General features: G+C 67.1%; 16 protein-coding genes. 4 read left to right on the plus strand and 12 right to left on the minus strand.

All coding sequences use genetic code 11. The annotated features are described in order from the left end of the window. Positions 1–161 precede the first annotated feature (161 nt). Complete coding sequence (locus ACWCPQ_RS06240) at positions 162–983, minus strand: TetR/AcrR family transcriptional regulator (RefSeq protein WP_449895390.1); 822 nt, start codon at positions 981–983, stop codon at positions 162–164. A 131-nt stretch (positions 984–1,114) separates the two neighbouring features. On the opposite strand from ACWCPQ_RS06240, the gene ACWCPQ_RS06245 reads away from it, so the two are divergent. Then, positions 1,115–2,563, plus strand: a complete 1,449-nt coding sequence (locus ACWCPQ_RS06245; protein WP_449895392.1) for an MFS transporter — start codon at positions 1,115–1,117, stop codon at positions 2,561–2,563. Between the two features lie 455 nt (positions 2,564–3,018). On the opposite strand, the gene ACWCPQ_RS06250 is transcribed toward ACWCPQ_RS06245, so the two are convergent. Genes ACWCPQ_RS06250 through ACWCPQ_RS06285 form a run of 8 tightly spaced genes read right to left on the minus strand, consistent with a single transcriptional unit; the run spans position 3,019 to position 10,688 of the window. Beyond that, on the minus strand, positions 3,019–3,966 hold the full coding sequence (locus tag ACWCPQ_RS06250; RefSeq protein ID WP_449895394.1) for an ABC transporter substrate-binding protein: 948 nt from the start codon (positions 3,964–3,966) through the stop codon (positions 3,019–3,021). 25 nt (positions 3,967–3,991) lie between these two features. Continuing rightward, a complete protein-coding gene (locus ACWCPQ_RS06255; protein WP_449895396.1) occupies positions 3,992–4,699 on the minus strand; it encodes a class II aldolase/adducin family protein in 708 nt (235 codons plus the stop codon). A 10-nt stretch (positions 4,700–4,709) separates the two neighbouring features. Continuing rightward, positions 4,710–5,867 (minus strand): LLM class flavin-dependent oxidoreductase, encoded by a 1,158-nt coding sequence (locus tag ACWCPQ_RS06260; RefSeq protein WP_449895397.1) that lies wholly within the window; start codon positions 5,865–5,867, stop codon positions 4,710–4,712. Then, on the minus strand, positions 5,864–6,910 hold the full coding sequence (locus ACWCPQ_RS06265; protein ID WP_449895399.1) for an LLM class flavin-dependent oxidoreductase: 1,047 nt from the start codon (positions 6,908–6,910) through the stop codon (positions 5,864–5,866). The genes ACWCPQ_RS06260 and ACWCPQ_RS06265 overlap by 4 nt, the downstream gene beginning before the upstream one ends. Continuing rightward, on the minus strand, positions 6,907–7,956 hold the full coding sequence (locus ACWCPQ_RS06270) for an ABC transporter substrate-binding protein (protein ID WP_449895401.1): 1,050 nt from the start codon (positions 7,954–7,956) through the stop codon (positions 6,907–6,909). The genes ACWCPQ_RS06265 and ACWCPQ_RS06270 overlap by 4 nt, the downstream gene beginning before the upstream one ends. Before the next feature lie 11 nt (positions 7,957–7,967). Continuing rightward, complete coding sequence (locus ACWCPQ_RS06275) at positions 7,968–8,765, minus strand: ABC transporter ATP-binding protein (protein ID WP_449895403.1); 798 nt, start codon at positions 8,763–8,765, stop codon at positions 7,968–7,970. Beyond that, complete coding sequence (locus ACWCPQ_RS06280; protein ID WP_449895405.1) at positions 8,762–9,625, minus strand: ABC transporter permease; 864 nt, start codon at positions 9,623–9,625, stop codon at positions 8,762–8,764. The genes ACWCPQ_RS06275 and ACWCPQ_RS06280 overlap by 4 nt, the downstream gene beginning before the upstream one ends. A gap of 1 nt (position 9,626) precedes the next feature. Further along, complete coding sequence (locus ACWCPQ_RS06285; protein WP_449895407.1) at positions 9,627–10,688, minus strand: NrtA/SsuA/CpmA family ABC transporter substrate-binding protein; 1,062 nt, start codon at positions 10,686–10,688, stop codon at positions 9,627–9,629. Positions 10,689–10,946: 258 nt separating this feature from the next. On the opposite strand from ACWCPQ_RS06285, the gene ACWCPQ_RS06290 reads away from it, so the two are divergent. Beyond that, positions 10,947–11,708 (plus strand): IclR family transcriptional regulator, encoded by a 762-nt coding sequence (locus ACWCPQ_RS06290; protein ID WP_449895409.1) that lies wholly within the window; start codon positions 10,947–10,949, stop codon positions 11,706–11,708. A 299-nt stretch (positions 11,709–12,007) separates the two neighbouring features. On the opposite strand, the gene ACWCPQ_RS06295 is transcribed toward ACWCPQ_RS06290, so the two are convergent. Continuing rightward, a complete protein-coding gene (locus ACWCPQ_RS06295) occupies positions 12,008–12,532 on the minus strand; it encodes a GNAT family N-acetyltransferase (protein ID WP_449895411.1) in 525 nt (174 codons plus the stop codon). 116 nt (positions 12,533–12,648) lie between these two features. Between ACWCPQ_RS06295 and ACWCPQ_RS06300 the strand changes: the two genes are divergently transcribed. Beyond that, a complete protein-coding gene (locus ACWCPQ_RS06300; protein ID WP_449895413.1) occupies positions 12,649–12,948 on the plus strand; it encodes an SIP domain-containing protein in 300 nt (99 codons plus the stop codon). Positions 12,949–13,070: 122 nt separating this feature from the next. Here ACWCPQ_RS06300 and ACWCPQ_RS06305 read toward each other — a convergent pair whose 3' ends face one another. Next, a complete protein-coding gene (locus ACWCPQ_RS06305) occupies positions 13,071–13,664 on the minus strand; it encodes an LLM class flavin-dependent oxidoreductase (protein ID WP_449895415.1) in 594 nt (197 codons plus the stop codon). A gap of 302 nt (positions 13,665–13,966) precedes the next feature. Between ACWCPQ_RS06305 and ACWCPQ_RS06310 the strand changes: the two genes are divergently transcribed. Further along, the gene (locus ACWCPQ_RS06310; RefSeq protein ID WP_449895416.1) at positions 13,967–15,181 is read left to right on the plus strand and encodes a cytochrome P450; all 1,215 of its coding nucleotides are present in this window, start codon (positions 13,967–13,969) and stop codon (positions 15,179–15,181) included. Positions 15,182–15,368: 187 nt separating this feature from the next. Here the strand turns inward: ACWCPQ_RS06310 and ACWCPQ_RS06315 are convergent, their stop codons facing one another. Then, positions 15,369–15,806, minus strand: coding sequence for a glucose-6-phosphate dehydrogenase (locus tag ACWCPQ_RS06315; RefSeq protein ID WP_449895418.1), 438 nt, complete (start codon positions 15,804–15,806; stop codon positions 15,369–15,371). Between the last annotated feature and the right edge of the window lie 268 nt (positions 15,807–16,074).

Below are 16,074 nucleotides of genomic sequence, written 5' to 3' on the forward strand. Positions count from 1 at the left end.
TCTTCGTCCGTGGTGGGGCCGGGAGGACGATGAGCAGGTGGACCGAGCGGTCCCTGATCACGACGGCGGCACACTCACCGACGTATCGACAACCCAAGTTGTCACAGTACTCGGCGCCATCCGCCGGAGTTCGCCCCGACGTCGGATGACAACCTATGTTGTCAATCCTCCGCAGATATCAGCCGAGCGACCGGCCATCGTTTACGAGCGGCCTGCCGGCTGATCCCGAGCAGCCGCCCGACCTCGCCATAGGAAGCGCCGGAAGCCAATGCCGCGCGGGCGTGTTCGTCGACCCGGGCGGCCGCGGCCGCCCGCGCGGCCTCGGCTTCGGCCAGCGCGGCCAGCGGCGCACCCGCGCCGGCCGATTCGGGCAGTTCCCGGGCAGAGCCCGCCATGACCAGCGGGCGCAGACACGGCCCCACGAGTTCGACCAGCCGCTCGGCCGGCGCGTCCGCAACACCCGGTATATGCACCATATAGCGGGCGACGAGAACACCCAGCACGAGCGTGCCGATCAGCGCGGAGCGCCGATCGGCGTCCTCTCCGGTCAGCACCCGCGTCCACGGGCTGGTCTCCGGGTTCACGATCGCGCACCGCACCGCATGAGCCGCCTCCGGGTGGGTCAGCATCGACCGCAGCACCGGCATGGTCCGATTCTCCTTGCGATCCACATCCACCAGGGCGTGGCGCAGCAGTCGCTCGCCGAGCTGCTCGGGTGGACCCTCGAGGGCGTCGTCCAGGGTGAGCCGGATACCCGATACCGCATCGAAAAGCGCGGTCTTGGAGCCGAAATGCTGCATCACCAGGGCCGGATCAATCCCAGCGCGCTGAGCGATCGCCCGGATCGTCGTCTCGATATAACCGCGGGCCGCGAACAGCTCCCGTGCGGCGTCGAGTATCTGCTGCCGCGTCTGCAGGCGCCGCTGCGTGCGACCCACGGGCACGGCCGCCGCGGGGGCAGTGTCCGACTGGCTCAACGTCATCGCGTCCTCGCTCAACATGTGTAGACGAAACATAGGGGGGTGGCTATGGTGATGTGAGTCTACAGTCGTAGAGCAGCGCGCAAAGGGGTGTCGCGGCTCGCGCTATCACCCAACTCTGCGAACGGACTCCAATGACCAGCCGAGAAAAGGTGCTCGCCGGCGAATCGCCCGCCGAAAGTAATGCGAACACACCCGCCGGCCACGCGGCGATCATCCTGGGCGTCATCGTGACCTGCCAGCTCATGGTCTCGGTGGACAGCAATGTCGTCAATATCGCGCTGCCCCAGATCCGATCCGGACTCGGGATGTCCGCATCGGCGCTGGCCTGGGTGTTCAGCGCCTACGCTCTGACTTACGGCGGTTTGCTGCTGCTCGGTGGCCGGGCCGGCGACATCCTGGGCCGCCGCCGCATGTTCGTCTGGGGGCTCGGCGTGGTCGTCGTCGCCTCCGTCCTCGGCGGTGTCGCCCCCAACGAGGCACTGCTGATCGCCGCGCGCGCACTGCAAGGCGTCGGATTCGCCTTCGCCGGACCGGCCGCCCTGTCGATGATCGCCGCGACGTTCGAGGAGGGCCCGGAGCGCGCCCGGGCGCTGGGCGTGTTCTCCATGGTCACCGGTTTCGGGATCACGCTCGGACTCATCGTCGGCGGGGTACTCACCAGTCTGAGCTGGCGGCTGGTGTTCTTCATCAACGTGCCGATCGGGTTGCTCACGATCGTGCTGGCTCTGCGCTACCTGACCGAAACCGAACGGCATCCGGCCGAATTCGATGTCCTCGGGGCGATCGTGTCGACGCTGGCCATGGTCGGTATCGTCTACGGCCCGACCCGCGCCTCCGCCGCCGGCTGGACCGATCCGGGAACCCTGACCTCGTTCGCCGCGGGTGCGGTGCTGGTGGTCCTGTTCGTCTACCTCGAACGCCGCGCGGCACAGCCGATCATGCCGCTGCGGCTGCTCGGTCAGCAGACCCGGGCCGGTGCCTACCTCACCTTCGTCCTCCTGATGGCCACCATGGCCGGTACCTACATCCTGCTCTCGCTCCACATCCAGGACGCCCTCGGTTTCAGTCCGCTGCTCGCGGGCGTCGCCTTTCTCCCGATGGCGATCGTCCAGTTCGCCGCAGCGCGTACCGCACCGAAACTGATCGCCCGCTTCGGCCGCAAGCCGGTCCTGATCGCCGGTGTGGGGCTGATGCTGCTCGAAGCGGTCTGGCTGTCCGCGACCACCGAATCGAGCAACTACTTCACCGGGGTGCTCGGACCGTTCATCCTGCTGGGCGCGGGCCTCGGCTTCGCGTTCGTCACCCTGAACCTGACCGTGCTCAGCGGTCTCGAGAAAAGCGATATGGGTGCGGCCTCCGGCCTGCTCCAGGCCACCCAGCAGATCGGCCTGGCCCTGGGGGTAGCGGTCCTCACCACGATCGAGCACACCGCCAGGACCGGCAGCGCTGAGCCCGGCCGGACCGCGCTGGCGCACGGGCTGTCCAGTGCCGTAATCGCCGCGGTGGTCTTCGCGGCCCTCGCGCTGCTGATCAGCCTGCTGGTCATCAGGATCCCGAAACAGCCGGTCGCGACAACCTGAGTTCCCGGAGGTCGCTGCTCAGCGTCTCCTCACCCCGGGCGGTCGGCCGCGAAGTGCGGCGCCGCTGCGGGTGCCCGTGGACGCACGGCGGGCGAACGGCGCCCGGCCCGCGGCGGTGAGCGCATGGGATCTCGATCGCGGGCCGCGGACGGCGCGGAGCGAGAAAGGCTGGAGCCAGGCCGAACTCGGCCGGCGGGTGGGGTCGGTGCCGGTGCGATATCCCAGATGGATCGGCGGCGGCCGGTCTGTCGCTGGAGTCGGCGACGGTACGCGATGCCCTCACTCACTCACCGCGTCGCGTCGTTTCCGGATATGCCTTCGACAGACCGGCCGCGGTCGCCACCGAGCTCACCGTACGCCAGTCGAGCCCGTCGGAACTGCCGGCGAGACCGACCGCGCAACCCGTGCCCGAACTGCACATACTGACCGCGATTCCCGCCGTGACGCCGGTGCGCTCAGACCGCAGTGACCGAACGACGCGCGTCGACGACCTCACCGATCCACGGCAGAACCGCGTTGCGGACATCGACCGTTACGGGCAGCAGACCGTTGGCGTGCAACAGGTCCGCGGACCGCTGCTGCTCGTCGAGAAATTCCTCCGTGACCGAGCCGATCCCGAAGGGCCGTCCACGCAACGCCGCCTCCCAGCGATCGAGGTCAGCGGCGCCGCCGCGCTGTTCCGCGTCTTCGACGAAGAAAAGCGCGGCCGCACGCGGGTCGGCGACGATCCACGCATCCGACTCCTGCAGGGCCGTGACGATCGCTTCGAGCTCCGGGCGATGTTTCTCGGCGAACTCGCGCCGGACGAACCACAGCGAGGGGTGGCTGAAGAGACCTTCGGTGTCGACGAGCGTGTGTACCTGTGCGGCGGCCTCGACCTCCGCCAGTGCCGGGTAGGCGCCGACCCACGCATCGATATCGCCGCGCAGCAGGGCGGCACCACCGTCGTTCACGTCGATATCGACCGGAACGATATCGGACCAACGCTGCCCGGCGCGATCGAGAGCGAGCAGGGCCAGCGTGGTCTGCCACGAACCGTGCGCGATCCCGACCCGCTTACCGCGCAGGTCGGCGACGGTGCGGACACCGGAGTCGGCGAGGCTCACCAACCGCCCGTTCTCGACGCGAGGGCCGGAGATCCCGACGTACACCAGGTCACGCCCCTGCCCCAGGCCGGTGATCGGCGGGGTGAATCCGGTGCCGATGAAATCGTAGCCACCTTCGGCGAACAACCAGTCGGAGTGCAGTGTCGGCAGCCCGGTACGGGGATCGGCCCGGGGCGGAGCCGGTAGCTCGCGCAGGTCCACCCACTCGACGTCCGGGAGGTGGCGTTCGAGCAGGCCGTTGTGGCGTAGCACGAACAGGGAGTTGTTGTTCGGGAAGTAGCCGATACGAACAGTCATGGAAGAGCTCCTTTTCGGCTGTGTGTCAGACCAGACCGCGGCGGCGGGCCTCGTCGAGCAATCCGCTGCGACCCCATTGCGCCACGAGGTTGGTCGGGTCGAAATCGACAGAGCCGCCGACGAGTTCACCGAGCGCCTGATACTGGGCGCCCTCCTCGAGCAGGACGACGAATTTGGCGAGGTCGAGCAGGCCGGACCGGCCGATAACATTGACACCGCCGTTGGCCTCGAAGATCGCGACGAGGTCCGGGTCGTCGACGAGGCGGTCGAGGATGAAGGCACCGGGCGCCTGGCTGCGGTCGATATGCGCGGGGATGTCACGGGAGAGGGTCAGGCGCTGTGAGGCCGCGTACTTGATGCGCACGGTGCGGTGGGTCTGTGCCCACCCGCCCAGCCACGGCGTGTGCACGTGCACGATCGAGGTGATCTCGGGGTGTTCACGGAACACCGCGGCGTAACCGGTGACGAATCCGGCCGGACCGGCGCCGGCCAGTACCTCTCCGTCGAACGTCGCGAGGATCGGCTTCACGCTGCGGTCCTGCGCCCAGGGGCCGGGTTCGTTGAGCGCGACGGCCAATTCTTCGCCGGGGACCCGCTCGACGAAGTTCACGGTGCCGTTGGCGGATACGGTGCCGGTCTCGCGGAACACGCGGAAAGCGGTGTCGGCGGCTCGGCGAGCGTCGTCGACGAAAGTCTCGACTGCCGGGGTGAGGCGAGTTTCGGTGTTGGTCATATCGACTCTCCTATCGGGTGGAAAGAGGGCGAATCCGGGTGGGTGTGGTGCGCCGGAGAAGCGGCAGCACTTCTTCGCCCACGCGGTAGGCCTCTTCGAGGTGGGGATTACCGGCGAGGATGAACGCGTCCACGCCGAGGTCGATCAATTGGTCGAGGCGTTCGGCGATCTGCTCGTAGCTGCCCACGAGCCCGAACGCCGGCCCGCCGCGAATGAGGCTGAATCCGCACCACACATTGGGTTGGACTTCGAGATCGCGGTAACCGGTGATGTGCTCGGGCACCCAGCCTTTGATCCGGGCGGCACCGACAGAGTCGCCCTGGGCGGCCCGGTCGGCTGCCGCGCGGTCGACTGATGCCCACCCCTTCTCGATCTCGGCCCACGCAGCCTCTTCGGTATGCCTGGCCACAATGTCGATCCGGACCGCGAACTTCGGTGTGCGGCCCGACTTCGCGGAATGCGCACGGACTCCGTCGAACTTCGCCCGCAGGTCGGCGAACGGTTCTAGCCATGACAGGTAATAGTCGGAGTGCCTGCCCGCGGCGTCCACGGCGGCACCGGACGACCCGGAGAAATACACCTCGGGAAACGGCTGGCCCGTCAGCAGCGATGGCAGCGCCGCGCCCTCGGTCGTGTAGAACCGCCCGGTGTAGTCGAAGGGCGTGCCCTCCCACACTCCGCGTAGCACGTCGAGGAACTCCGAGGTTCGCGCATAGCGGTCGTCGTGCGCCACCTTGTCGCCCCACCACAGCTGCGGTGCTCCACCGCCGCCACTGATGATGTTGTAGACCAGGCGTCCCCCGGTCGCACGCTGGAGGCTCGCGGACATCCGGGCAGCCTGTAGCGGGTGCAGGAAACCGGGCTGGAACGCCACCATGAAGCGGTAGGTATCGCTTTCCCGGGCGAGCGCGGCGGCGGTGGCCCACGGGTCCTCGGTGATCGGGAAGGAGGGCAGCAGCCCGCCGACGAATCCCGCGGATTCCGATGCCTTCACCACCGCGGCCATATGGTCGATATAGCTGTATCCGTCCAACCTGCCGCCGCGGATCGCGGGCGCGATATTGCCCGGCCCGTGGCCACCCGCATGCCCACGGTTGTAGCGACGTGGGGTGCGCAACGACGCATGGTCACCCTCCATCCCGATGCGCCAGTAGAAGTCCGTGCTCACGCCTGGTTCTCCTGTCCTACGAGGGTGCGACCGGCCGGGTCGACGAGATGCAGCAGGTGCTCTCCGGCTCGGTGCAGTTCCTCGATATGCGGGTGCCCGGTCAGTTCGAACAGCTCGATTCCGCGCGTCCGATAGTCCGCAAGTGCCTGCGCCACTTGTTCGTAACTACCGACCAGACCGATCGCACGGGTGTAGCCGATCCGGTCGAAGCCCGACCAGCGGGAGCCGTCGAGTGCGAGCGTCCGAACCTCGGCGTCGTCGGCCTCCGGATGGACCTCACGCCACTGGCGCAATACGCGCGCCCACGCCTCGTCCTCGGTCTCCCGGGCGATGACCGGCAGGGCGAGTCCGGCACGTACGGTGCGCCCGGACCTGTCCGCCGCAACCCGCAGGGACGCCACCGCATCATCGACGCCGTCGGTGGTCTCGTCGAATATGTGCACATCACCGTGCTCGGCCGAAAGTGCTGTCGCCTCGGACGAATTGCCAGAGAGGTGAACCGAGGGGAATGGCAGACCCGACAGTATTCCCCGGAATCCGCCGTCGACGACGTCGTAGTATTCGCCGGCGAACTCGAAACCGGTACCGCCGAAGCGTCCGGGCAACACCTGCTTCTCGTTCCACACGCCACGTGCGACAGTGAGGAATTCGGCTGCCCGCCGGTAGCGATCGGCGCCGGTGACCCGATCACCGCGAGCCGCGGAATCGGTGGCGTCGGTTTCGATGCGCAATCGCCAGTCGAGCCGGCCGTTCGAGAGTCGTTGCAAGGTTGCCGACAATTTGGCCGCGTACACCGGTGTCCCGAACGCGGGATGGAATTCGACACCGACCCGCAGATGCCGGGTCTGCCGCAGGGCCGAGCCGGCGACCACCCACGACTCCTCTCCCTCCGGATCGTACGGGGCGACGACGCCGTCGAGTCCGGAAAGTTCGGCGGCGAGAACGACCTGATCGAGGAAATCGAATCCGCCGCGGTGCACCGAAACGGAGTCGACATGGCGCCCGTCCCCGCGGACCGGAAGCTCCCAGCGGAACTCGGTCACGACGACACCTCTCGTTCGGCGGCGAGCAGGGCGCTCGCCTGCTGCAGCGGCTCCGGGGCGACCCACGACGCGAGATCGAAGTCGGTGGCGAGGAAGCCGTGGGTGTAGAGGAACCGCTTCTGCACATCGAGCAGTTCGATCCGCTCGTCGGACAGCGTCGGGTGCAGGCCGCGGTGGAAGGTGTCGCCGTACGCGGCCTGGACTCCCTCGGCGCCGGAGAAGGTTTCCCGTGCCAGTACGGTGCGGACTTCGTCGAGGTTGTCCGCGGACCAGTTCGCGGCGCGCAACGTCTGGGTGAGGAACCCGACGACCAGATCGGGTCGCGATTCCAGCAGGTCCGCGTGCACTGTGATCGGGCGCGGGGTCCCATTGTTGACACGCGAGCGCTTGGCCCCGATGGCGTCCAGGTCCACTGCGACACGCAGACCGTGTTCGCGGGCGACCTCCTGAGCGCGCGCACCCTTGACATAGATCGCATCGACATCACCGGCGAGCAGCGCCTCGACACCCCAGGTGGTGACTCTACGGCCCGAAGCGGTCTCGCCCCGTACCTGCGGATCACGCTCGACGGCGACCTCGACGGGCCGGACATCGGCCAGGGTGAGCCCGCCGAGCGCGAGTGCACCGGCGAACCCGTGCAGAGCCATCGCCCGGGGGAAGCTGCGTGCCCGGTCCTGCGCCCATGCGGGAACCGCGATCCGCAGCCCAGCCAGGTCACTCGGCCCGGAAGCGGACGAATCGGGTGCCACCAGGATCGCTTGCGCTTCGTCGATCCAGGTCAAGCCGATCAGCCTGGTGGGTGAACCCTCGGCCCGCGCAGCGAGTGCGGGCACATTGCCGCCCTCGCGGATCAGGCCCAGCAGCCGGTGGTCGAAATGTCGCGGCGCCAGTTCGGGACCGGCATCCTGCAGTACGCCCAGACCGACCCCCGCCGCGGCGGCGGTCTCGCCCAGCCAGCCGAGGCTGTGGGCCAAACCGCTCGCGGTGGGCACGGGGCAACGCGTGTACCAGAGAGTGTCGAGGACAGTATCAGCGGCAGCGGTCATCGCATGCTCCTTCAGGTGGTCGTGGGGGCGGGTGTGCGGCCGACGCCCAGCTCGGCCAGGAAAGCCGCGCGATACCGCAACGACTCGGGATCGGTGCGGTCCCGGGGGCGGGCGAGGTCGATATCGGTATCGACGGCGAACCGGCCCTCGTTGAGGATCAGCACCCGATCGGCCAGCCGGACCGCTTCGTCGACATCGTGGGTCACCAGCAGCACCGCCGGCCGGTGCCGCGCGACGAGATCACCGACCAGATCCTGCATCTGGAGCCGGGTCAGCGCGTCGAGAGCCGCGAACGGCTCGTCGAGCAGCAGCAGTTCCGGTTCACGAACCAGTGCCCGGGCCAGCGCCACCCGCTGTGCCTCGCCACCGGACAGCGTCGCCGGCCACCGGCGCGCCTTGCTCTCGAGGTTGACCTCGGCCAGCGCGCGACCGGCGCGCTCCTTCGTCTCGGCGGTGCGGCGCTGCCCGATGGTGACATTGCCGAGAACCCGCTTCGACGGGATCAGTCGCGGCTCCTGGTAGACGGTAGTCCGGCGGGACGGTACGAGAATCTGTCCTCCGTCCGACTTCTCGAGCCCGGTCAGCAACCGCAGCAGGGTGGTCTTCCCGGTTCCGGACGGGCCGAGGAGCACGACGAACTCGCCACGGCGGATCTCCAGGTCGATTCCGTCGAGAACTGTCTTGTCACCGAACTTCTTGTGCAGCCCGGTGATCGACACCGCCACCGGTTCGCCTTCTCTGCGGGCGGTTGCCGACGCGGCGCTCCGGCTGCGGGTCGACAACGGAGGTAAGGGCGCTTCGGGACTCATCGGGCAGCCACCTGTCCGCGCCACGGCATCGCGAAGCGTTCGATGATCCGGACCACTCCGTCGAAGATCAGGCCCAGCACCGCGTACAGCACCACACAGAGCACCATGTAGTCGGTGCGGTTGTATTCCTGCGCGAGGGTCACCAGGTAGCCGATCCCTTCCCGGGTTCCCACCTGCTCTGCCGCGATCAGGCCGGTGATCGCGATGGAAAGGCATATCCGCAGTGCCATCAGCACCCCGGGCAGTGCCGAGGGGAGGATCACCTCGAACACCAGGCGCGGGCCCGTCGATCCGAAGCTCCGCGCCGCTTCGACCACCTTGCGATCTACGTTGCGGACGCCGAGATAGGTATAGGCGTACATCGGCCCGACCGTGGCGAACGCGATCAGCAGTACCTTGAATGTCTCGTCGATACCGAACCAGGCGATGAAGAGGGGAACCAACGCGAGGAACGGAACCGCCCGGTTGATCTGCATCGTGGAGTCCACGAGTTCCTCACCGAGGCTGGACAACCCGGACAGGACACCCAGGATCAATCCGGTCACGACCCCGAACAACACTCCGAGGGCGGCGCGTTCGAACGAGGCGATCGAGAAATCGACGAGCTGGCCGGTCCGGTACAACTCCGAGAAAGCCGTCCACACCTTCGGCGGCCCGGCGAGGATCTCCTCGGGGATCGCACCGGTCGCCGAGCCGATCCACCACACCGCGACGAGCAGGGCGGGTACGAGAAAGCGCAGCGGGATCGACGCCCACCGGGGCCGGCGACGGCCGGCCCGGTATCGCGGCACCTCCAGGTCGGGATTCCCGATGCTCCGACCGGGTCCACCCTTCACGCGCGGTGTCGTCACGACAGCCATCTCATTTCCCGGTGGTCGGTGCGGGCCGGCTCCCGGCGGCGGCGAGCTTCTCCTCGAGCGGATAGAAGACATCCGCCGCGGTGACGGCCCGGGTGATCACACCGTTGCTGTAGAACAGATCCGCCACCCCTTGCAGGTCGGCCGCGTCCTCGGCAGTCGGGTAGTGCGGCACCGTCGCCCGGCGCCCGAGGTCGATGGCCCGCTCGAGTCGTTCACCGGACAGCGCTCGCGGGCCAGCTTCCTCGAACACGTTCTCGAAATCCGCCGGGTCGGACCGCTGACGCTCGACCAGTTGCTGCAGCGTCTCGAGGTACTTCGCGGCGACGTCGGGCCGCGTTTCGAGCACCTCGGTGCGGAAAGCGACGATCGTATTGTCCGTCGATCCGACGGTGGCCTCGGTCGCGATCTCGACGGCCCCCCGGGCCTTGGCTTCCGCGTACGGATCATTGAACGACGCCCACGCGTCGACCTGACCGGTGGAGAAGGCAGAGGCGGCATCCGATATCTGCAGCGGAACCCGCTGGACCCGGTCCGCGGGAATCCCCGCCTGCTCCAGCGCCTTCAGCGTGATGTACTCGCCCTTCCCTGCCGGATTGACCGCGATTCGCTTGCCGACCAGGTCCTCGACCTTCCGGATACCCGAGTCCGGCGAGGCGATGATGCCGGCCTGATCCTGATCCACCGGGTCGGCCACCGCGATGATTCGCACGCCGACATCCTTCGAGAGCGCTCCGACGACCGGGCTGTAGGCGCCACCGGAAACATCGAGCTCGCCTGCGTTGAACAGCTTGAGGTTCGCGCTGAACGACGGCGGAGCCTTGACCCACTCGATCTTCGCGCCCAACGGGGCGAGCGCTTCGTCGAAAGTACCGTCGCGCTTGGCAACTGCGAGCGGACCGGAATTGCCCTCGTCGGTGACCTTGAGGATGAAGGTGGGTTCGCCACCCGATCCCGCCGCGTCCGAACCCGCTCCGCCGGAGCCACACGCGGTGGCAACCAACGCAACGACGGGGAGGATCGCGAGAGCGGCGCGCACTCGAGGTAGTCGGCGGTGGGAACGCATCGTGTCGGCTCCTGGTCGAGAGATGGCGGGGTACACGAGGAAGCTATGCGGCCGCAGTGGAGGTGCCCACCCTTACCATTCCACTGAAAGGAAAGCTTGACTCGACGACGGAATGTATGCTCGTTCGCCGCAGCAGATATACAACCTGGATACTGGGCATCGGCAGGGCCAGCGAGATCGAATCGAATGGATCGACCCTTTCCATATTATGGAAAGGATTGCGCCCGGACCGCTCCCGTCTCGTGCTAGCGTCAGCACGTGGAGTCCACTTCCTCAGCCACTGGCCAACTCCAGTCCGTCACCCGCGCTCTGTCCGTCCTCGCCTGCTTCCGCAACGGCGAAGACCTCGGCGTCTCCGAGATCGGCCGGCGGCTGGACCTGCCGGTGAGCACGACCCATCGCCTGCTCTCCGCCCTTGTCGAGGCAGGCTTTCTGGACAGAGTGGACTCACCCAGCCGATACCGATTGGGGACCGCGCTGGCCGAGTACGGTCAAATCGCCTATCGGCAGCACCGAATCCACCTCGCCGAACCGCATCTCGAGGAGCTGGCGTCGCTCACGGGCGCGAAAGCTTCCATCGCCGCGCGGCACGGTAACGATGCCGTACTGCTGGGAACCAGCAGCTGGCGCGAAGCGGACGGCCACGAACTGCAAGGCCTCCGACTCCCCCTCCATGCCAGCGCACTCGGCAAGGTGCTCTTGGCCTGGGCGCGGGCCGGCGAGGACGACTTGACCGAGTTGCCCTACGACAGTGGCACCGCACGTTCGGTTTCCGGGCCGATCGAGCTCGGCAAGGTGCTCGTTCACACGCGGGAACGCGGTTACGCGTTCAACGACGAAGAGCTCGTGCCCGGATTCCGGACCATCGGCGTACCGATAGGTGATGAGCCGGGAAAGGTCCAGTTCGCCCTCGGGCTACGCGGGCCGGTCGAGCTGATGATCGACGAGCGGGTGCCGTTCTTCGTCGAACTCGCGAAGGTCACCGCGCGCGAGATCGCGGGCGTCCTCCACCGAGGCTGAAAGGTATGGAAGGCTGCGCCCTCGCCGAGAGTGACCCGTTCGGAAACCGATGGCGGAATCGAAGGCCGGCACGTGACCGCTCTCGTTCCGACGCACCTACTCCGGCACCGCCTTTACATCCGGCTGCGGACCCGCCGCGGAACTCCGGGCGTCGCGAGTTCCCGGGTTTCCACGTTGCCGGGCAACCTGCTCGATGCCGGCGGCGGCCACCGGTTCGTGCGCGACGGTGACACCGTTTTCGGTCGTCGTAGTATTCGGCGAAATCAGGCGACGTGGCGGGTTTGGCTGATGCGTTCTTGCTATCGATCGCTGGGTGAGCTGTCATTGATCGACCGGGTCGTCAGCAGAGTGGTACTGCCATCGTTTTCTGTGATGTCCCGGATACGCTCGAAACCGACTTTGCTCAGAACATGCAGCGAAGCCTTGTTCGACGCGGCCACGGTGGCGTGCACCTCGGTCAGTCCCAGGGTGTGGAAACCGTAGGCGACGAGCGCTTCTGCCAACTCGACGCCCGAACCGCATCCCCACACCTGTGGGGTCAGCGCGTAGATGATCTCGTAGCCCTCGACCGCGTCGGTCGGCTTGATCTCGGCATGCCCGACCAGGCGTCCGTCCCGACGAACGGCCCAGACGTCGAACAGATCGTCCGCATAAACCTTGGTGAAGACCCGGCCGAACAGGGCCCGGTCGGCCGCTTCGGAAGACGGGCCGTCACCCATCCAGCGAGACACCCTCGTGTCCTGAAACAAAGCGACGAAGCCTTCCTCATCCTCCGGGACGTAGCGCTCGAGGACAAGACGCTGGGTATGCAGAGTCGAAGTCACGAGCGGCGACACTACCCGTGAGCCGGCGTTGGACGCGCTGGTGATCGCGGCCGGTGAACCGACCGATGCCGGTCTGCCCGCGATCGAGAAGTGGAGGCGGACGCGGGGTCGCCGCGGTGATATCGATCCCGGCCGCACGCATCGACTCGACCGCGACCGGATTGATCGTATCGGCGGGCACGGTGTCGGCGGAGCGGACCTCGACCTGCAACACCTCCACCCGCAGAATCGGCGCGTCGGCCACCGAAGCGGTGTGCGGCGCCCAGCTCCCCGGCCGGAATATCTACGCTTCCTTCGCGGGCGAGCAGCAACTCGCCGCCGGAATACGCCGTTATCTGGTGCGCGACCGGGGTTTCGGCAAATCCGCTGTCCCGTTCACCGGCTACTGGCGCAGCCGCCGGGCCGCGTGCGGCTGAGCCGCGCAGCGCCTGTTCGCCTTCCAGCGGGGCACTGCAGGTGGCATCGACCGGGCGAGAAGACATCCGGCTCATCCGACGCGGGGCGAAAAGGTCGGCACGGTGAGGGAGTCATCCACCACTCAGTGCCGCGGGGGCCCCTGCTCGACGGTGGCGTGCGCTTGCGCGCGGGTGGTGATCTCGGGAAGTGCGGTCAGCCACCAGGTCGCACCGGCACGGCGATACTCACCCGGATCAGCTCCGGTCGGGCCCGCGACAGCGACCTCGAACCCGGCCGAGTCACAGCGGTAGCGCCGGATCACCTTCAACATCTCCTGCAAATCTTCCGGACCGGCCTCCGGGCACAGCCCGTCGTAACGCGCCGCGCGGCGCAGCGGTGCTTCTCGAATCGACTGGGCGGCCACCCAGATCGGAATACGGGGACGCTGTCGCGGTCGTGGCAGAAACCGCAGGCCGTCGACGGTGTAGCGCGCACCGTGATGTTCCACTGGATCGCCTGACCACAAGCCGGTGAGGACGTCCAGCCCCTCGTCGAGCGCGGCCGCCCGAGCCCGCGGTGAGTCGATCTCACCGAGGCGGGCCAGCTCGCCCGCGTCCAGAAGCGAGGGTACAACCGCTCGACGCGCCGACCCAGGGTTCGGACACACCCCGTCGGAGTCCCGCTTGGCTCCCCATAGCGGCGAAGACCGGTGCGATGCCGGGCAGGAGCGGGCCATTACCCGCCCGCGTGGCCCGCGGTCCGCTGCCGACCGAATCGATTCGCCAGAGAATTGCTACCGGCTGTCCCGGCGCGGTGGTAATGGTCCGGCCCCGGCGACGGCCGACCACGTTTCGGCGCACCTGTCCGGGCGAGCCCGATCGGCGATGGCGGTTCACCGGAGGTGGCAATGCTTCACCCTGCGCGAACCACCGCATTCCCGATACTGTGCCCCCTCACTCCCAGGTGGCAGACGGTCTGCGTACAGCAATACGAGAATGGTGGGCATTGAGAATCGAAAGCACTTCACGATCAGCTGGTATGCCGCCGGACTTCGCCGGCCGCCGAATCTCGCTGTACACCGAGGAGTACGCGACGGACCCGCATCGGACACATCGCGAAATGCGCCGCCGGTTCGGTTCGCTGGTCCCCGTGGAGCTGGCGCCCGGAGTTCCCGCGACACTGGTCATCGGGTATCACACCGCACTACCGATCCTCAACGATCCGGATCGCTTCTCCTCCGACCCGCGGACCTGGGAGCAGAGCATTCCCGCCGACTGTCCGATCCGCCCGATGATGGAGTGGTATCCCAATCCGCTACACAGCGGGGGTAGCGAACACACGCGCTTCCGGTCCGCTACCGCGGCCGCCCTCGGCCAGGTCGATCTGCATCGGTTGCACGCCACCGTCGAGCGGCTCGCAGCGCCGCTGATCAACACCTTCTGCGCGGACGGCCACTGCGACATAGTCGGCCAGTACGCGCTGCCCATCGTCTTCGCCACACTGAACGCGGTCCTCGGCTGCCCTGCCGATATCGGCCACCGTGCCGCGGCCGGGATGGCGGCGGTCTTCGATACCGTCGATGCCGCGAACGGCAACCGGATGATCCTCGACGCCCTGGAAGAACTGACTCGGATCAAACGCAGCGAGCCGGGGGACGACGTGACCAGCCGACTGGTCACGCATCCGGCGCGCCTGAACGACGAAGAGATGGTGTGTCATCTGGCGCTGCTGTACGCGGCCGGTATCGAACCTCCGCAGAACCTGATCGTCAACACCCTGTTGCTCATGCTGACCGATGAACGGTTCGGGGGCAATATGCTCGACGGTAGCCTGTCGACCCGTGATGCTCTCGACGAAGTGCTGTTCAACAACCCACCGATGGCGAACTACTGCATCCGGTATCCGCGTCAGCCGATTCTGGTCGACGAGGTCTGGCTGCCCGCGCATCAACCGGTGCTGATCAGTATGGCCGCCTGCAACAACGATCCGGCCGTCCGATCCGGAAACGTCACCGACAATCGGTCGCATCTGGCCTTCGGCGCCGGACCGCATGCCTGCCCCGCGCAACCGATGGCGATGCTGATCGTCCAGGATGCCATCGATCAGCTGCTGGATGCCCTTCCAGAAATGGAATTGGCGGTGCCGGAAGCGGACCTGCGGTGGCGTCCGGGCCCGTTCCACCGTTCTCTGGTCGCACTACCGGTCACTTTTCCCGAAAGCCCACCGATCCAGGCCCCCACAACATCTCGATAGCCGCCGGGATCTCGGACAGGACTTCGTATCGGGCGCACCGAGCGGTCAGCACCAGGTGCATGTATCGCCCCGTCTCGCGCTACTGGAGACGGCGCTTCTCCTCTTCTTCGAGCCGCTGACGCTCCTCTTCGCGATGTTCCTCTTCCTTTTCGATCGCTTCCTCACGCGCCGTTTTGTCACTCATCGTTCATCTCCTTCCCGTGGGATCCAGACGCATTACCGGCTCTGCATCCAGCATTCGGCGCAGCGCAGTGTCGAGCGGTGGCGGGAACACCAGATCCGGGCCGAGCCGACTGTCCACCGCTGCAACCGCAGCAACCAAGGTCGAGGCGGCAACCCGATCGACGATGGTGTCGAACAATCGGGGCGGCGTTGCCAGGTAGTACAGCCGGATCTCCGGCGGTACCCGGCGGGCGGATCGCTTCCGCACGGGTTCACTCAGTTCCGCGGCGTAGAGCAGTCCATCCGATACGACCAGTACATGCTCGGCGATGATCTCGACTTCACCCAGGAATTCGCTGCTGCCCCACTCCATTGCCGCGAGCCGGCTGTGTCGCAGCCGCCAACCGCCGTCATCGGCGAGCAATGCCTCGACAGCGGCCCGGTGAATCAACGGCGCCGGCATCTGCGATCACCCTCGAAGGATGCTACGCGTGCCGATCTCGGATGGTCGCACTTCTAATGTTCTACTCTCCCATTACCCGCACATATCCGCCCTCGGAAAATTTTGTCCATTCCGACACCCACCTGGTCACAGTGCGCAATATCGTTGTCCGCCGGTTACCGAATCGGCGACCTCATGCGGCTGTTATGACCAATTCCGGAAAAACGGCGACTGCCCTTCGCCGGCTACGACCTCGCAGTCGGATAGGTCTGGCGCGGTGTTCGACATC

The organism is Nocardia sp. NPDC001965 (genome assembly GCF_053594175.1).